The 15,259-nt window shown below is 70.1% G+C and carries 16 protein-coding genes and 1 tRNA gene; 9 read left to right on the top strand and 8 right to left on the bottom strand.

Annotation, left to right across the window (positions count from 1 at the left end):
- The first annotated feature begins 59 nt into the window (after positions 1-59).
- Together LH62_RS13955 and LH62_RS13950 are read left to right on the top strand one after the other, a co-directional pair.
- Positions 60-1,055, top strand: coding sequence for a glycosyltransferase (locus LH62_RS13955; protein ID WP_052214437.1), 996 nt, complete (start codon positions 60-62; stop codon positions 1,053-1,055).
- Between the two features lie 124 nt (positions 1,056-1,179).
- A complete protein-coding gene (locus tag LH62_RS13950) occupies positions 1,180-2,109 on the top strand; it encodes an aminotransferase class IV (RefSeq protein ID WP_082012563.1) in 930 nt (309 codons plus the stop codon).
- On the opposite strand, the gene LH62_RS13945 is transcribed toward LH62_RS13950, so the two are convergent.
- The gene (locus tag LH62_RS13945) at positions 2,106-2,447 is read right to left on the bottom strand and encodes a phage holin family protein (protein ID WP_043362171.1); all 342 of its coding nucleotides are present in this window, start codon (positions 2,445-2,447) and stop codon (positions 2,106-2,108) included. The two genes, LH62_RS13950 and LH62_RS13945, sit on opposite strands and share 4 nt — an antisense overlap.
- A 66-nt stretch (positions 2,448-2,513) precedes the next feature.
- Between LH62_RS13945 and LH62_RS13940 the strand changes: the two genes are divergently transcribed.
- A complete protein-coding gene (locus LH62_RS13940) occupies positions 2,514-3,353 on the top strand; it encodes a DMT family transporter (RefSeq protein ID WP_043365809.1) in 840 nt (279 codons plus the stop codon).
- On the opposite strand, the gene LH62_RS13935 is transcribed toward LH62_RS13940, so the two are convergent.
- Entirely contained in the window at positions 3,354-4,166 is an 813-nt protein-coding gene (locus LH62_RS13935; protein WP_236552549.1) for an aspartate dehydrogenase, read from the bottom strand.
- A 115-nt stretch (positions 4,167-4,281) separates the two neighbouring features.
- Here LH62_RS13935 and LH62_RS13930 point away from each other — a divergent pair, with 115 nt between their 5' ends.
- Entirely contained in the window at positions 4,282-4,638 is a 357-nt protein-coding gene (locus LH62_RS13930; protein ID WP_052214431.1) for a hypothetical protein, read from the top strand.
- A 19-nt stretch (positions 4,639-4,657) separates the two neighbouring features.
- On the opposite strand, the gene LH62_RS13925 is transcribed toward LH62_RS13930, so the two are convergent.
- The 3 genes from LH62_RS13925 to LH62_RS13915 all read right to left on the bottom strand — a co-directional run bounded on the left by LH62_RS13925 (position 4,658) and on the right by LH62_RS13915 (position 6,823).
- Positions 4,658-5,443 carry an SDR family oxidoreductase gene (locus tag LH62_RS13925; RefSeq protein ID WP_043362168.1) on the bottom strand — a complete coding sequence of 262 codons (786 nt, stop codon included), beginning with the start codon at positions 5,441-5,443 and terminating at the stop codon, positions 4,658-4,660.
- A 63-nt stretch (positions 5,444-5,506) separates the two neighbouring features.
- A tRNA-His gene (locus tag LH62_RS13920) sits at positions 5,507-5,579 on the bottom strand.
- A 47-nt stretch (positions 5,580-5,626) separates the two neighbouring features.
- Positions 5,627-6,823 (bottom strand): aminotransferase, encoded by a 1,197-nt coding sequence (locus LH62_RS13915; RefSeq protein WP_043362166.1) that lies wholly within the window; start codon positions 6,821-6,823, stop codon positions 5,627-5,629.
- Positions 6,824-7,290: 467 nt separating this feature from the next.
- On the opposite strand from LH62_RS13915, the gene LH62_RS13910 reads away from it, so the two are divergent.
- From LH62_RS13910 to LH62_RS13890, 5 genes are all read left to right on the top strand, one after another.
- Complete coding sequence (locus LH62_RS13910; RefSeq protein WP_043334525.1) at positions 7,291-7,629, top strand: P-II family nitrogen regulator; 339 nt, start codon at positions 7,291-7,293, stop codon at positions 7,627-7,629.
- Between the two features lie 216 nt (positions 7,630-7,845).
- On the top strand, positions 7,846-9,267 hold the full coding sequence (gene glnA, locus LH62_RS13905) for a type I glutamate--ammonia ligase (protein ID WP_043362164.1): 1,422 nt from the start codon (positions 7,846-7,848) through the stop codon (positions 9,265-9,267).
- Between the two features lie 106 nt (positions 9,268-9,373).
- Positions 9,374-10,573: a CaiB/BaiF CoA-transferase family protein gene (locus LH62_RS13900; RefSeq protein WP_144404480.1), complete on the top strand. Its 1,200-nt coding sequence runs from the start codon at positions 9,374-9,376 to the stop codon at positions 10,571-10,573.
- Positions 10,570-11,742, top strand: a complete 1,173-nt coding sequence (locus LH62_RS13895) for an aminotransferase (RefSeq protein ID WP_043362160.1) — start codon at positions 10,570-10,572, stop codon at positions 11,740-11,742. The genes LH62_RS13900 and LH62_RS13895 overlap by 4 nt, the downstream gene beginning before the upstream one ends.
- Positions 11,743-11,819: 77 nt before the next feature.
- Positions 11,820-12,356 (top strand): hypothetical protein, encoded by a 537-nt coding sequence (locus LH62_RS13890; RefSeq protein WP_043362156.1) that lies wholly within the window; start codon positions 11,820-11,822, stop codon positions 12,354-12,356.
- Here the strand turns inward: LH62_RS13890 and LH62_RS13885 are convergent, their stop codons facing one another.
- From LH62_RS13885 to LH62_RS13875, 3 genes are read right to left on the bottom strand one after another with little or no spacing between them, the layout of a single operon-like run.
- Positions 12,357-13,313, bottom strand: coding sequence for a tripartite tricarboxylate transporter substrate binding protein (locus tag LH62_RS13885; protein WP_043362153.1), 957 nt, complete (start codon positions 13,311-13,313; stop codon positions 12,357-12,359). It lies immediately after the preceding gene.
- Positions 13,310-13,966, bottom strand: coding sequence for a polysaccharide deacetylase family protein (locus LH62_RS13880; RefSeq protein WP_043362150.1), 657 nt, complete (start codon positions 13,964-13,966; stop codon positions 13,310-13,312). The genes LH62_RS13885 and LH62_RS13880 overlap by 4 nt, the downstream gene beginning before the upstream one ends.
- 2 nt (positions 13,967-13,968) lie before the next feature.
- Positions 13,969-15,258, bottom strand: a complete 1,290-nt coding sequence (locus LH62_RS13875; RefSeq protein WP_043362147.1) for an NCS2 family permease — start codon at positions 15,256-15,258, stop codon at positions 13,969-13,971.
- Between the last annotated feature and the right edge of the window lies 1 nt (position 15,259).

Genomic DNA, 15,259 nt, shown 5'->3' with positions numbered 1-15,259 from the left:
TTGGACGCGGCCGAAACGGCATGCGCTTCTCCATGAGCGTAATGCGGAGATGCCTCGGCATGGTACAGGTCTGCGCGGTGGTCCTGACCTACAACCGGAAGGAGTTGCTAGGCCGCTGCCTGGCCGCGCTGGCGGCGCAGACAAGGCCCTGCGACCGCATCATCGTCCTCGACAATGCGAGCACCGACGGCACTCCGGCCATGCTGGAGACGGCCTGGCTCGGCCAGGTGGAAGCGCATGTGCTGGAGCGCAACATCGGCGCGGCGGGCGGCTTCAACCTGATGATGCGGCTCGGCTACCAGACGGGCGCCGACTATGTCTGGGTGATGGACGACGACGTGCTGCCGGAGCCGGATGCGCTCGAAGGGCTGCTGGCCGCGGCCGCGCTTCTGGCGGAGCGGCAGGTGACGCCGGCCTTCCTCAGCTCCGTGGTGCGGGCGCCGGACGGCCAGGCGATGAACGTGCCGGAGGTCGACCGGCGGCGGAACGCGCTCGCCTACGAGAACTGGCCCGACCTGCTGGAGCACCGGCTCCTGCCCGTCATCCGCACCGCGCTGGTCTCCGACCTGGTGCCGCGTGAGACGCTGGAGCGGCATGGCCTGCCGATCGCCGGGATGTTCATCTGGGGCGAGGATACCGAGTTCACGCTGCGGGTGACGCGGGACCGGCCGGGCTTCATCGTCGGCGACAGCTGCGCGCTGCATTTCCGCCGGATCGCCGGCGCGCTCGACATCCACACCGAGCGCGACCCGGTGCGGATCGCCTACCACTTCTACAGGATCCGCAACGACGTCTTCCTCAGGCGTCGCTTCGAGGGCGGGCGTGCCATGCTGCGGCTGCTGCGGCAGCAGGGGCTGCAGGCGCTCGACCTCGCCATCGGCGGGGAATTCGCCAAGGCCGGCATCATCCTGCGCGGGCTGCTCGCCGGACTCCGCTTCGACCCGGTGATCGAGGCCGCGGACAGCCCCTTCAGCGCCGTGCCGCTGCGCCGCCTGCACCGTGAGGCAGGGCAGGCAGGCGCAGGACCAGGCCGGGAACTGATGGCCGGGCCTTGATGCAGCGGTCCGGTTTCTGGCGATTTCGTAATGAACGGATAAGTGTGTCCCGCGCTGCGGAAGCCGCGGTTAGGATCGATTTCGCTTCGAAAAAGGCCATACGGCGCAGCGTGCGGACATAAGCATGAATCAAGTATCGGCGCCCTCGCCCAAGCCGCAGTTGCAGCGGCCACTCTGGATCTATGCCGGCGGCCGGGTGCGCCCCTGGGAGGAGGCGGTGCTGCACGTCACCTCCGAAGGGTGCCAGCGCGGCATGAACGTCTTCGAGGGGCTGAAGGGCTTCTGGCAACCGGACGGGCGGTTCGGCCTGCTGGCGATGCGGCGGCACTACCAGCGGCTGAAGCGCTCCGCCGCGCTGATGCACATGCCCTTCGCCATGAGCTTCGAGGCGTATGACGCCGCCTGCCACGCCATCACCGCCTGCCAGCGCGAGCCGGCGCGCAACATGTGGATTCGCGCCACCCTCTTCCTGGTCGAGGGGCACTGGGGCGTCGGCGACAGCACCGACCTGGTGCTGGCCGCCTACCATTATCCGCGAGGCGTGCCGGCGCGGATGGCGACCGGCGTCTCCACCTGGCGGCGGGCTGCGGACAACGCCGTGCCGGCGCGCATCAAGTCGAGCTTCAATTACCTCGCCGCCCGCTTCGCCAAGATCGAAGGACGCAGCCGGGGCTATCCCGAGATGGTGCTGCTGAACGAGCAGGGACGCGTGGCGGAGTTCATCGGCTCCGGCCTGGTGATGGTGCGGGACGGCACGGTGGTGGCGCCGCCGGCCAGCGAGGGCGCCTTCGAGAGCATCACCATCGACATCATCGCGGCCCTCTGCGCCGATCTCGGCATTGGCTTCGAGCGGCGGCCGATCGAGCGGACGGAGCTCATCATCGCGGATGAGATCGCCGCCGTCGGCACGCTGAACGACATCACCGTCATCGGCTCCATGGATGAGCGGCCGATGGGCCCCGCCCCGGTGCTCGACCGCATCCTGCTCCGCTACCTCGACGCCTGCGAGGGGCGGGAGCCGCATCCGGCGGTCGACCTGACCTTCGGCGACTAGAATCCGGCGAAGAGCCGGGCCGCCGCCCAGCTCACCACCGAGACGACGATCGAGCCGAGCAGCGCCGGCCAGAACCCATCGACGCGGAAGCCGGGCAGCAGCGCGGCGGTGAGGCCGAGCATCGCCGCGTTGATGACCAGCAGGAAGAGGCCGAGGGTCAGGATCGTCAGCGGCAGGGAAAGCAGCACCAGCACCGGCCGCACCACCGCATTCACCAGCCCGAAGATCAGCGCCGCCAGCAACAGGCTCGGCATGCTGCGCACCGCGATGCCGGAAACGATCTGCGTCGCGGCCCAGAGGGCGAAGGCAGTGATGACGAACTGGGCGAGGAATCCCATGGAGGCGTCTCCGCAAATGCTGTGGCGCAGCATATGGTGCCGCCGCGTTTTTGGAACCCATTCAACTTGTCGAACAATGCCACGCTTGCGGGATGCGCCGCGCTCGCGCTCTGGGCCTTCCTCGCGCCGCTCGCCCTGCTGGCACAGCCGCTGCCGCCGTTGCTGCTGACCGCGCTCGGCTTCGCCGCCGGCGGGGTGCTGGGGCTGGCCATGCTGGCGATGCGAGGGCGGCTCGGCGCGCTGCGGCAGTCGCCGCTGGCCTGGGCGCATGGGGTGGGCGGGCTGGCGGGGTACCACGCCCTCTATTTCGCCGCGCTCGCCCTGGCGCCGCCGCTCGAGGCCAACCTGTTGAACTATCTCTGGCCGCTGCTGATCGTGCTGCTGGCGGCGCCGATCCTTGGGCTGCCGCTCGGGCCGCGGCGGCTGGCCGGGGTGGCATTGGGGGCGGCGGGGGCGGCGGTGCTGCTGGCCGGCGGGGCGCGCTTCCCGGCCGAGGCGATGGCGGGCTTCGCCTGCGCCATCGGGGCGGCACTGACCTGGGCGCTCTATTCCGTCCTGTCCGGCCGGCTATCGGGCGTGCCGACCGAGGCGGTGGCGGGGTTCTGCCTGGTTTCGGCGCTGCTGGCCCTGGCGGCGCATCTCGGCTTCGAGCCGCCGGCCATGCCGGGGCCGCGGCAATGGCTGGCGGTGGCGCTGATGGGGCTCGGGCCGATGGGGGCGGCTTTCTTTCTCTGGGATATCGGGATGAAGCGGGGCGACCCGCGGCTGCTGGGCACGCTGGCCTATGCGACGCCGATCGCCTCCACCCTGCTGCTGATCGCACTCGGCGAGGGGACGCTCACCTGGCAGGTCGCCGCGGCGGCGGGGCTGGTCGCGGGCGGCGGAGTGCTGGCCGCCCGCGCCTGATCAGGTCCCGACCTTCAGCGTGCTGGTCAGGCCGCGCAGGCAGGCAAGGATCGAGAGCGGGGTGATCTTGCCGGTGCGGGGGTTCTCCTCGCTCGGCACGTTCTCAATGGTCATGGTCAGGCGGGCGGCGGCGGCCTCGACGCGGATGGTGTGGGTGTTGCGCGTCACCGCCGGGTCGGCCCAGATCTCGACCATGGTGCGCTCCGGGCCGATGCCGGCCAGCGCCAGCGCGGCGGCGACGTTCACATTGGCCGGGAAGCCGCGGGCGGCGTCGAAGGCATTGCCCTTGAAGACGAGGCGCGGCGCGGTCAGTCCCGCCACCTCGATGCCGTTCTCGACCAGGTAGGGCGCACCCTCGAGGCCACGGGGCGGCTTCCGCGTCTCGATGGTGACGCTGGCGACCGGCCCCTCGGCAGCGGCACGGACGGCATCCAGGCCGAGCAGCGCGCCGGTCGGGACGATGATGCGGGCGCCGGTCTCGCGGGCGCGGTCGATCAGGTGCATCCGCGGCAGCAAGGCGCCGACGCTGCTCGGGACGAAGATGCGGCCACGGGCGATGGCGGCCCCGGCGATGGCCTCGAAGACGGCGGCGGGGGCGGCCTCGACCACCACATCGGCCTCGTCGGCGAGTTCGGCGAGCGGGACCAGCGCCGGCGGGCTGCGGAAGCCGGCAACGACCTGGCGGGCCTTGCCCTGGTCCCGCGCCGCGACGGCGGTGAGGCGCAGGCCATCCACGCCCGCATCCAGCGCCCGGGCCAGATGGCCGCCGATGGCGCCGAGACCGCCGATCGCCACGCGCAAGCTGCCTGCCATGTCCATGCCCTCCCGAAATCGTTCGTCATCGCGCTGTAGCGGAAGCGCGATCGGTACGGAACCCGCGGGTGTCCCCTGCTTTAGCGCAACGACACAACCAGAAGGAGCCAGTCCGATGACATCCCCTCGCCTGCTGCCCGCCCTCGCTGCGACAGCCCTGCTGGCTGGCCTTGCCGCATGCAGCAGCGGCCCGCGCGACGGCACCGCCGGCAACCCGCCGAGCACGGCGCTGCAGCGCGCCTATGACCGGGCGACGGACAGCCCCCGCACCTCGGCCGATGGCCGCGGCAACAACCCGAGCGGCACTGCCGCCGAGCGCGCCGTGGACCGCACCGCCGGCACCGATCTCTCCGGCGCCTATCCGCGCCAGGCCGATGGCCGCCCGGGCAACCCGCCGGGCACGGCGGCGGAGCGCGCCTACGACCGCGCCACCGGCTCCAACACCTCCGGCGCCTATCCGGCCCGCCGGTAAGGCGCGCGGCGGGCGCAGCTCAGACCACGGGGCTGCGCCCGCCATCCACATTGATGGCGGTTCCGGTTACATAGCCGCCGACCTGGCTGCACAGGTAGAGCGCGAGCCCGGCGAATTCCTCCGGCTTGCCGAGACGACCGACGGGCACCGGCCTGCCCATCTCCTCCTTCCACTCCTCCCAGGTGATGTTGCGCTGGTCGGCCGCGTGGCGGCGGACCCACTGGTCGCTCTCGATGATGCCGACCAGCATCGCATTCACCAGGATGTTGTGCTTCGCCCCCTCATTCGCCTGCACCTTGGTGAGCGCCATGCCGGCGGCGCGGGAAACGGCAGTGGGCGCGCCCTCGGCGGGTGGGGCCTTGGCGCCGATATTCAGCACGTTGATGATCCGGCCCCAGCGCCGCGCCTGCATCCCCGGCCAAGCCAGCCGCGCCAGGCGAATGGCGGCGAAGAGCTTCAGGTCGAGGTCCTTCTGCCAGAGCTCGTCGGACACTTCGAGGAATGGCCCGCGCTGGCTGGTACCGGCATTGTTGACGAGGATATCGACCTGGCCGAGTGCCTGCTCCGCCGCGGCGAAGGCGGCGGCGCAGCCCTCGGCGGTCCCCACATCGGCGGCAATGGCGGCGACCTTGGACTGGGGCGCGGCGGCACGGATGGCGGCCGCGGCCTCGTCCAGCGCCGCCTGGCCGCGGGCGACGATGGCGACATGGCCGCCCGCCTCCGCGAAGGCCTTCGCCATGGCGAGCCCGAGTCCCTTGGAGCCGCCGGTGATGAGCGCGGCGCGGCCGTCGAGTGTCAATTGCATGGAGCATTCCCCTGTCCCGTCAGGACGCATCCTGCGCCGGCCGCGAGGAGGGGGAAAGGGATGGGCGACCTACGGGGCTCGAACCCGTGACATTCGGCACCACAAGCCGACGCTCTGCCAGCTGAGCTAAGGCCGCCACATCGAGCGCCGCGGCTGGCACCGCGGCGCAGGCAGGAGATAGAGCTAGCCGGCCACCGCCGTCAACTGCCGGCCGCCACGCGAGGCGAGCCAGTTGCGCATCCGCTCCAGTGCCGCGTCGATCACCGCCTCGCCCTTGCAGAAGGCGAAGCGGGCATAGTGGCCCGGTGCGTCGGCGCTGGCGTAGAAGGCGGTGACGGGGATGGCCGTCACCTTCGCCTCCTCGGTCAGCATGCGGCAGAAGGCCACATCGTCGCTGTTGAAGCCCAAGGGCCGGAAATCCGTGGTGATGAAGTAGCTGCCCTGGGTGGGCAGCACGCCGAAGCCGAGCTCGGCGAGGCCCGTCGCCAGCCGGTCCCGCCGGGCCTGGAGGCTGGCGGAGAGGCCGGCGAAATAGGCATCCTCCTTCGCCAGCCCGACGGCGACGCCCCGCTGCAGGTTAGGGGGCGTGGTGAAGGTGAGATTCTGGTGCGCCTTGGCGACGTTCGGGGCGAGCGTGCGGTCGCAGGTGATGTAGCCGACCTTCCAGCCGGTCAGGCTGAAGGTCTTGCCGGCCGAGCCGATCCGCATGCAGCGCTCCCGCATGCCCGGCAGGGTCATCAGCGGGATGTGCTTCCAGCCATCGAAGGTCAGGTGCTCATAAACCTCGTCGCAGATGGCGTAGCAGTCGTGCCGGGCGATGAGGTCGGCGAGGAAGGCGAGTTCCGCTGCGGTGAAGACCTTGCCGGTCGGGTTCATCGGCGAGTTGAGCAGGATCGCCTTGGTCTTCGGCCCGAAGGCGGCGGCCAGCTCGGCCCGCGGCAGCTCCCATTTCGGGGGAGAAAGGCGGACCAGCTTCGGGGTCGCGCCCAGCATCCGCACCACCGGCAGGTAGGTGTCGTAGAGCGGCTCGATCAGCACGCATTCGTCGCCCGGGTTGAGGACGGCCATGAGGCAGGCGGTGATCGCCTCGGTGGCGCCGGAGGTGACGATGACCTCGGCATTCGGGTCGGCCTCGATGCCGTAGAATCGCTGGTTGTGGGCGGAGACAGCCCCGCGCAGCTCCGGCACGCCGGTCAGCGGAGGGTACTGGTTGCGCCCGTCCTTCAGCGCCGCGGCGGCGGCCTCGATGACGTCCTCCGGCCCATCGTAATCGGGGAAGCCCTGGCCGAGATTGATGGCGCCGTGCTGGACGGCGAGCGCCGACATGACGGTGAAGATGGTCGTGCCGGTGGCCGAGAGCAGGTCGTTTTGCGGCTTCATCAAGCTGTTCCCTAGATGGTCCGCATATTGGGCATACCCCCCGCTTGCGGCAAGCGATGACGCTTGTTGCGGGTTGCGCACGATGCGGGTGATCCCCGCGCCTCGCGTCATCTGGCGCCGTCCGCCGGCCTTCCGAACCGGGGCCCTCCCGAAAGCACGGCCCGACATACCTTGCAGATCCTATCCCGGTCCGGGCGGGGTGCTGGCCGATCCACGCTTCCGTTCCGCTCTCCGTCGCCGACGCTTTTGCCTTTTTTATGGTCTGTTTGCTTTTAGAAAGAGCACAAGCAGGCTCGGGACCGGCGGATTCCCCAGCCGCGGCCGATTGAACCCGTGGCACGGGCCGTGCAAAACATCCCGCACGGCGACGGCGCAGCGGGTGTCCGCCGCGGGAAACGTCAGGCCGGAGAGATCCGGGGGTCGGTGTCCCGGCAGGGACCTCAACGCTGGAACGCAAAGCGGAGCCGATGAAAAAGATCGAGGCCATCATCAAGCCCTTCAAGCTCGACGAGGTGAAGGACGCGCTGCACGAGATCGGCCTGCAGGGCCTGACCGTGGTCGAGGCCAAGGGCTTCGGGCGCCAGAAGGGCCATACCGAGCTCTACCGGGGCGCCGAATATGTCGTCGACTTCCTGCCCAAGGTGAAGATCGAGGTGATCTGCACCGACGACCTGGTGGAGCGCGCCGTCGAGGCGATCTCCCAGGCCGCGCGCACCGGGCGGATCGGCGACGGCAAAATCTTCATCTCCGAGATCCAGGAGGTGATCCGCATCCGCACCGGCGAACGGGGCGACGACGCGGTCTAGCCAGGACGCCGATGCATCACGGATTCCGGATTTCGCCACGGGCCGGAATGGTGCATCAGTGCGGGCCATCAGCCGCAGCCGGGTTGCACCCGCGGCTGGCGGTGGAAAACCCGGCCAACCGGCCGGGTCGCGCGGCGGGCCCGGCCCGTGGCGCGGCAGGGGGCATCATGGGGGCGCCGCAAGGGGCCTCGGGACCAACGGTACAGGATAAAGCGCATGTCGGATAAGGCAGCCGCCGTCTCCAAGGTCATGGAGATGATCAAGGAGCACAGCGTCGAGTACGTGGACTTCCGCTTCACGGACCCGCGCGGCAAGTGGCAGCACACCGCCCAGCACGTCTCCACCATGGAGGCGGAGATGTTCGAGGACGGCATCATGTTCGACGGCTCCTCGATCGCCGGCTGGAAGGCGATCAACGAGTCCGACATGATCCTCATGCCGGACCCCGAGAATGCCTGCATGGATCCCTTCTCGGCCAAGCCGCAGCTCATCCTGTTCTGCGACATCATCGAGCCCTCGACCGGCCAGATGTACTCGCGCGACCCGCGCTCGACCGCGAAGCGCGCCGAGGCCTACCTGAAGTCGACCGGCATCGGCGACACCGCCTTCTTCGGCCCCGAGGCCGAGTTCTTCGTGTTCGACAGCGTGAAGTTCGGCACGGGCGGCAATTTCGGCCACTTCTCCCTCGAGAGCATCGAGGGCCCGGGCGCCAACATGAAGGACTACCCGGAAGGCAATATGGGCCACCGGCCCGGCGTGAAGGGCGGCTACTTCCCGGTCAACCCGGTCGACAGCGAGGTCGACCTGCGCGCCGAGATGCTCTCGACCATGATCGAGATGGGCGTCCCCGGCGAGAAGCACCACCATGAGGTGGCGCAGTCGCAGCACGAGCTCGGCACCAAGTTCGGCCCGCTGGTGCAGCAGGCGGACTTCATGCAGATCTACAAGTACTGCATCCACAACGTCGCCCACAGCTACGGCAAGACCGCGACCTTCATGCCGAAGCCGGTCTATGGCGACAACGGCTCGGGCATGCATGTCCACCAGTCGATCTGGCGGGACGGCAAGCCGCTCTTCGCCGGCAACGGCTATGCCGACCTGTCGATGGAAGCGCTCTACTACATCGGCGGCATCATCAAGCACGCCAAGGCGCTGAACGCCTTCACCAACCCGCTGACCAACAGCTACAAGCGGCTGATCCCGGGCTTCGAGGCCCCCGTGCTGCTGGCCTACTCGGCCCGCAACCGCTCCGCCTCCTGCCGCATCCCCTATGCGACGAGCCCGAAGGCGAAGCGCGTCGAGGTCCGCTTCCCGGACCCCGGCGCGAACCCCTACCTCGCCTTCTCGGCGATGCTGATGGCCGGCCTCGACGGCATCAAGAACAAGATCCACCCGGGCGACCCGATGGACAAGGACCTCTACGACCTGCCGCCGGAGGAGCTGAAGGGCATCCCGACCGTCTGCGGCTCGCTCCGCGAGGCGCTCGGCGCGCTCGAGGCCGACCACGAGTTCCTGCTGGCCGGCGACGTCTTCACCAAGGACCAGATCGAGAGCTACATCGAGCTGAAGTGGGGCGAGGTCTACCGCTTCGAGCACACCCCGCACCCGGTCGAGTTCGAGATGTACTACTCGGTCTGAGCAGGACCGACGCCGAAAGGGGGCCGCGCCGCGAGGCGCGGCCCTTTTCGATTCAGGGCCAGCCGCCCTATCCTCCCCGCAACGGGGGAATGCCATGCTAGACGAGATGCCCAAGGAAGCCACCGGCCCGCTGAAGGGGCTGCGCGTGCTCGACCTCACTGCCGTGGTGCTCGGCCCCTTCTGCACGCAGATGCTGGGCGACTGGGGTGCCGAGATCATCAAGGTCGAGCCTCCGAGCGGCGACATCGTGCGCAATTCCGGCGTCTACCGGAATCGCGGCATGGCCTCGGTCTTCCTCGGCATCAACCGCAACAAGCGCGACCTCGCCATCGACCTGAAGTCGCCCGAAGGGGCGGAGGTGCTGCGCCGCCTCATCCCGCAGATGGATGTGCTGGTGACGAATATCCGTCCCGCCGGCATGGCGCGCCTCGGCTTCGGGCCGGAGCAGTGCCGGGCGCTTAACCCGCGCCTGGTCTTTGCCGTCGCCACGGGCTTCGGGCAGGACGGGCCCTATCGTGCGCGGCCGGCCTTCGACGAGATCATCCAGGCCTCCTCCGGCTTTGCCGATATCGTCGGCGAGGACCAGGGCCAGCCGATGTTCGTCCCCTCGCTCATCGCCGACAAGGTGACGGGCATGCAACTGCTTTCCGGCGTGCTCGCCGCGCTCTACCACCGCGAGCGGACGGGCGAGGGCCAACTCGTCGAGGTGCCGATGCTGGAGACGCTGACGGCCTTCCTGAGCGTCGAGCATCTGGGCGGCCTCGGCTTCGAACCGCGTAACGGCGAGGCGGGGTACAAGCGCCTCCGCCACCGCAAGCCGGCGCCGACCAGGGACGGGCACATCACCCTGCTGCCCTATTCCACCGCCAACTGGGTCACCTTCTTCACAATCGCCGGGCGGGAGGACCTGATCGAGACGCTTTCCGTCCGCGACCCGGTGAGGCGCAACGCCAATATCGACGCGGTCTATGCGGCGATGGCCGAGATCGCGCGCGGCAAGACGACGGCGGAGTGGCTGGCGCTCTGCGAGCGGCACGACATACCGGCCACCGGCTTCACGCGCGTCGAGGACGTGCTGGAGCATCCGCACCTCAAGGCGGTCGGCATGTTCGAGGAGCACGACCACCCGAGCGAGGGGCGCATCCGCATGGCGAAGCCGCCGACGAGATTCGAGCGGACGCCGGCGAATATCCGCCGTCTCGCCCCACGCCTCGGCGAGCATACGGCGGAGGTGCTGCGGGAGCTTGGCTTCAGCGCGGAGGAGATCGAGGACATGCAGGCGCGCAAGGTGATCCGGCAGGCATGACGCCCACCCTTTCGCCCCGCATCCAGGCGACGGCGGCGCCGGCCATCCCGACCGTGCGCGGCTGGGCCGCGCGCTATGCAGGCGCGGCGGGGCCGCTGATCGACCTCACCCAGGCGGTGCCAGGCTATCCGCCGCATCCCGAGTTGCTGGCACGGCTGGCGAGCCTGGCGGGCGACCGCGCGACCTCCGGCTACGGGCCGATCGATGGCGACCTGCCGCTGCGCGAAGCGCTGGCGGAGGACATGGCAGCCTTCTACGGCGCCGATATCGCCGCGGCCGACATTGCCATCACCGCGGGCTGCAACCTCGCCTTCAGCATGACCATGGCGGTACTCGGCGGGCCGGTGGTGCTGCCGGTGCCCTGGTACTTCAACCATCGCATGGCGCTGGAGATGGCAGGCATCCCGGCGATCCCCCTGCCCTGCCGCGCGGAAGACGGCTTCGTGCCGACGCGCGAGGGGATCGAGGCGGCGCTCAAAGCCGGCGGGCGCGTGCTGGTGCTGGTGACGCCGAACAACCCGACCGGGGCGGTGTACCCGGCCACGCTGATCGCCGAGGCGGCGGCGCTCTGCCGAAGGCACGGCGCCTGGCTGGTGCTGGACGAAACCTACCGGGACTTCCTCCCCGCGGAAGCCTGCCCGCCGCACGACCTGTTCCGTGACGCCGGTTGGCGCGACGGGCTCGTGCATCTCTACAGCTTCTCCAAGGCCTATTGCGTGCCGGGCCACCGCGTCGGCGCCATCGCCTGTGGGCCGGTCTTCCGCGAAGCGCTGCTGAAGGCGCTGGATACGCAGCAGATCTGCCCGCCACGGGCGGCGCAGGCGGCGCTGGCCTGGGCGGTACCAGCGCTGCGCGACTGGCGGGCGGGCAACCGCGCCATCATGGCGGAGCGCGGCGAAGCCTTCCGGCGGGTGGCGGCGCGGCTGCCCGGCTGGCGCCTCGATGCGCTAGGCGCCTATTTCGCCTATCTCCGCCTGCCGGAGGATGGTCCGTCGGCCATGCCGGCGGCGGAGGCGCTGGCAACCGGACGCGGGCTGCTTGGCCTGCCCGGACCCTTCTTCGGCCCGGAGCAGGAGCGGCATCTGCGTCTCGCCTTCGCCAATGTCGAATTGCCGTCGATCAGCGCGATTGCTGACAGGGTAAGCAACGACGTCTCCGCAAGGGCCTGAAGTTTTCGTGCTTCCGTCGAACAGTGCCAGCGCCAGCCCGTTGATAGGCACGTCACACAGCAACGGGAGCCTATGACATGGCAACGAAGCAGGACGGTCGTCACGGGGATCATGGCCAGGGTGATGTGAAGCATCCGGAGACGGATCGTCGCCTCAAGGAGAACCGCGGCAGTGAGGGCGGCCAGAGCGGCGGCCAGCAGGCCGACCACACCGGCCAGCGCGGCCAGGTGAAGGACCCCGAGCATGACGGGCGCCTCAAGGGCAACCGTGGCGGCGAGGGCGGCCAGAGCGGCGGCCAGCACAGCGGCGGCCAGCAGGCGGACCACACCGGCCAGCGCGGCCAGGTGAAGGACCCGGAGCATGACGGGCGCCTCAAGGGCAACCGCGGCGGTGAGGGCGGCCAGAGCGGCGGCCAGCACAGCAGCGGCCAGCAGGCGGACCACACTGGCCAGCGCGGCCAGGTGAAGGACCCGGAGCATGACGGGCGCCTCAAGGAGAACCGCGACCAAGGCATCTCCAAGCACACCACGGATGGGCGCCAGGATGTCGAGCATGGCGGCCAGGGCCGGGTGAAGGACCCGGAGAATGACGGGCGGCTGAAGGAGAACCGCTGATCAGTCGGCGGTGATGCCGGCGGCCTGGACGAGTTCGCGCTGCGCCGCCACTTCGGCGCGGGTTTGCTCGGCCAGCGCCTCCGGCGTGCCGCCCATCACCTCGAGGCCCTGGCGGCGCAGTTCCGCCAGGGTCGCGGGCGCTGCCAGCGCAGCGTTCGTCAGGGCGTTGAGCCGCGCGATTATCGGCGTTGGCGTCCTCGCCGGGGCAAAGATTGCCCACCAGCCTTCCACCACCACGCCCGGCTGGCCGGCCTCCGCCATGGTCGGCACCTCGGGGAAAAGGGAATGCCGTGTCGCGCCGGTGACGGCGAGCGGCCGGATCGCACCCGACTGGATGTGCGGCAGGAAGCCGAGCGGGTGGTACACCATCGCATCCAGCGTGCCGTTCAGCAGGTCGGTCACCGCCCGTGCTCCGTCGCGATAGGGCACATGCGTCGTCGCCACGCCGCTGCGCAGTTGCAGCAGGGCCTGGGTGAGATGACCCGTCGTGCCGGTGCCCGCCGAGCCGACCGAAAGCGACCGCCGCCGCGCCAGCGCCAGGAACTCGTCAAGCGTCGCCACGCCGAGTTGCGGCCTGACGCCGAGCAGTACGGAGGTGCGCGCAAAGCTGGCGACCGACGCGAAGTCACGCAGCGGGTCGTAGGACAGGTTCGGCATGATCGCCGGGTTGGTTGCCATGGTGCCGCTGGTGCCGAAGAGCAGCGTGTGCCCGTCCGGCGCCGCCTGCGCCACCGCCGCCGTGCCGACCGTGCCGCCGGCGCCGCTGCGGTTGTCGACGACGACGGGCTGGCCCACCCCTTGGGCGATGGCAGCGCTGGCGATGCGGCCGAGGATATCGGTCGTCGTCCCGGCGGCGAAGGGCACGACCAATCGGACCGGATGGTCGGGCCAGGCCTGCGCCCGCGCGGCCGTGGCTGGCAGGGCGAGGGCGAGGGCAAGGAGATGGCGGCGCTTCATGGCATCGGGTCCTCCGAGACGCAGGCAGCGAAGCCGGGCATCGGCTGGCCGGCGCGGAGCGGGACGCACTCTGCCGGCGGCTCGGCGAGGAAGCGGGCGCCTCGATCGGCGAGCATGCCCAGCACGCGGTCGAGATGGCGCATGGCGCCGTTCGGCAGGTCGTGCAGCACCATCAGCACGGGCGCGGTCGCGGCCTCGGCCATGGCGAGGGCGGTGTCCGGCCAGCCCTCGGGGTCGGCGAAGTCGCGCGGCACGGCGTTCCACAGCACCACCGTATGGCCGCCCGTCCGGAGATACGCGGCCGCGGAGGCGTTCAGCAGATGCGGCCCGAGCGTGCCGCCGCCGCCATTCGGGCGGAACAGCCGCTCCGGTTCGCGCAGCGGGCCGAGCAGCGCATCCGTCTCCTGAATTTCATGGACGGCCTCGGCGCCGCCGCGGCGTCCGAGTGGCGCGCCATGCGTCAGCGTGTGGTTGCCGACCGGATGGCCCTCGGCCCGCGCGCGCTCGGCAAGCTTGCGCGCGGCCGGGTCACGCAGCCGCTCGCCGACGGTGAAGAACATCGCCGGGATGCGGCGGCGCGCCAGCACCTCCAGCACTGTCTCGGTCACGCCGGGCGTCGGGCCGTTGTCGAAGCTGAGGCAGATGGGTTGCATGGTCAGGCCAGTCCGAATTTGGCGATGCAGAGCGCTGCGATCAGCCAGACCGCGCCGCTCACCTCGGCCCCTCGCCCGGCCAGCAGCTTCAACGCCGCATAGCTGATGAATCCGATGCCGATGCCGGTGGCGATCGAGAAGGTGAAGGGCATCGCAAGGGCGGTGATCATGGCGGGGACGTATTCCGTCATCTCGTCCCACTCCACCGACCGCAACGCCTGGGCCATGAGGCAGGCGACGAAGACGAGCGCGGGCGCGGTAGCGAAGCCGGGGATCGCCGTCGCCAGCGGCGCGAGGAAGAGCGTCAGCAGGAAGAGCGCGGCCACCGTCACCGCCGTCAGCCCGGTGCGCCCGCCGGCCTGGATGCCGGCGGCACTCTCGATGTAGCTGACCGTCGTGCTGGTCCCGAGCGCGGCACCCAGGATCGCCCCGCCGCTGTCGGCGAAGAGCGCGCGGCCGAGATTGGGTACGGTGCCGTCCGGCCGCATCAGTCCGGCGCGGTGCGTTGTGGCGATCAGCGTGCCGGTGTTGTCGAGCAGGTCGGCCAGGAAGAAGGTGAAGACGATGCCGGCGATGCCGAGGCCGAGCGCGCCAGCGATGTCCATCTGCAGGAAGGTCGGCGCCAGCGAGGGCGGTACGCTGACGACGCCGCCGAACTCCGTCAGCCCGAAGGGCAGGCCAAGCAGCGCCGTCGCCAGGATGCCGATGACCAGCGCCCCCGGCACCCGCCGCGCCGAGAGCCCGGCGATCAGCAGGAAGCCGAGGCAGGAGAGCAGCGTCGAGGTTTCGGACAGCGGCCCGAGCGTCACCAGTGTCGCCGGATGCGCCACGACCAAGCCCATCCCCTTCAGCCCGATCAGGCCGAGGAAGAAGCCGATGCCGGCGGCGATGCCGAGCTTGAGGCCGAGCGGGATGCCGTTCACCAGCCACTCCCGGACGCGCAGCAGCGAGACGGCGAGGAAGATCAGCCCGGAAAGGAAGACGGCGCCCAGCGCCACCTGCCAGGACACGCCCATGCCGCCCACCACGGCGAAGGCGAAATAGGCGTTGAGCCCCATCCCCGGCGCGAGGGCGATCGGGAAATTCGCCAGCAGCCCCATCAGCGCCGAGCCGATGGCGGCGGCGAGGCAGGTGGCGGCGAAGGCGGCACCCGCATCCATCCCGGTGGTGGCCATGATCTGCGGATTAATGATGACGATATAGGCCATGGTGAGGAAGGTGGTGGCCCCTGCCAGCACCTCCCGCCGCGGCGTACTGCCGCGGGCAGCAATCGAAAACAGCCTATCGAGCATC

The sequence above is a fragment of the Belnapia sp. F-4-1 genome, assembly GCF_000802185.1.
In the GTDB taxonomy this organism is placed as follows: Bacteria; Pseudomonadota; Alphaproteobacteria; order Acetobacterales; family Acetobacteraceae; genus Belnapia.
This window is presented reverse-complemented; position numbering and strand designations above follow the sequence as displayed.